This is a genomic window from Micromonospora sp. LOL_014 (genome assembly GCF_048060245.1).
Taxonomy (GTDB): Bacteria; Actinomycetota; Actinomycetes; order Mycobacteriales; family Micromonosporaceae; genus Micromonospora_E.
On sequence record NZ_JBHMIP010000085.1, the window covers coordinates 1 to 1430 of the forward strand.

Sequence of the window (1430 nt, forward strand, 5' to 3'; positions counted from 1 at the left end):
GAGGCGGCTCGGATCGGGGAGTGGTCGTGTGGCGGGGTCGGGGTGTCGGGTGCGGCGACGGTGCATGAGTTGGTGGCTGCGGTGGCGCGGGTGCGGCCGGATGCGGTGGCTGTCACTGGGGGTGGGGGGTCGCTGACGTATCGGGAGTTGGTGGAGCGGGCGGATCGGTTGGCGTGGCGGTTGCGTGCTCTCGGTGTGGGTCCTGAGGTGTGTGTGGGGGTCTGTCTGGAGCGGTCTGTGGAGATGGTGGTGGCGTGTCTGGCCGTGGTGCGGGCTGGTGGTGTGTATGTGCCGTTGGACATGGCGTTTCCGGGGGAACGGATGGAGTTCATGCTCCGTGATGTGGCGGCGCCGTTGGTGGTGACTGATGCGGTGTCTGTGGGTGTGGTGCCGGAGGGTTCGTGGCGGTGTGTGGATGTGGCGGAGGTGGGTGGTGAGGTTGTCGGTGGGTTGCCGGAGGTGGATCCGGATGGTGGTTGTTATGTGATTTTCACGTCGGGTTCGACGGGTCGTCCGAAGGGGACGGCGGTGTCGCATCGCAATGTGGTGCGGCTGATTGGTGGTGTTCGGGAGTTGTTGCCGTTGGGTCCGGATGATGTGTGGTCGTTGTTTCATAGTTTCGCGTTTGATTTTTCGGTCTGGGAGATGTGGGGTGCGTTGATCACGGGTGGTCGGCTCGTGGTGGTGCCGTTTGCGGTGAGTCGGGATGTGGAGGCGTTTCACAATCTTGTTCGGGAGCAGGGGGTGACGGTGTTGAGCCAGACGCCGTCGGCGTTCCGGCAGTTCGAGACGGTGGATGAGCGTGTGGGTGGTGGTGGGGTGTTGCGGGTGGTGGTGTTCGGTGGGGAGGCGTTGCATCGTCCGTCGGTGCGGCGGTGGGCGTCGCGGTATGGGTATGAGTCGCCGTTGCTGGTGAATATGTATGGGATTACCGAGACCACTGTCCATGTTACTTATCTGGCTCTTTCGGAGGGTGATCTTGGTCACGAGTTGACTCGGATTGGTCGGCCGTTGCCTGATCTGGGTGTGTATGTGTTGGACGTGTATGGGAATCCTTGTCCGATCGGTGTGACTGGGGAGTTGTACGTTTCGGGTGCGGGTTTGGCTCGTGGTTATGTCGGGCGGTCGGGGTTGACGGCTGAGCGGTTTGTGCCTGATCACGTTTCCGGTGTGTCTGGTGCCCGTCTTTATCGCAGTGGTGATCTTGGTCGTTGGACCGTCGATGGAGGGCTGGAGTACGCCGGTCGTGTCGATACCCAGGTCAAGGTACGTGGTTACCGCATCGAAACCGGCGAGATCGAGGCGGTGCTAGGCGCCTGTCCGGCCGTCCTGGAGGCCGCCGTGATCGCCCGGGTCGGCACCGACGGGCAGGCCGACCTGGCCGCCTACCTGGTCGCCGCCGGCCCGGCACCGTCGCCGGACGAACTGCG

1 protein-coding gene is annotated in these 1430 nt (G+C 63.6%); it reads left to right on the top strand.

Annotated elements, in window-relative coordinates; all coding sequences use genetic code 11:
* Positions 1 to 105: 105 nt before the first annotated feature.
* Positions 106 to 1430, top strand: a 1325-nt coding sequence (locus ACFHW1_RS28705) for an amino acid adenylation domain-containing protein (RefSeq protein WP_416616709.1), incomplete at its 3' end; no start/stop codon positions are given.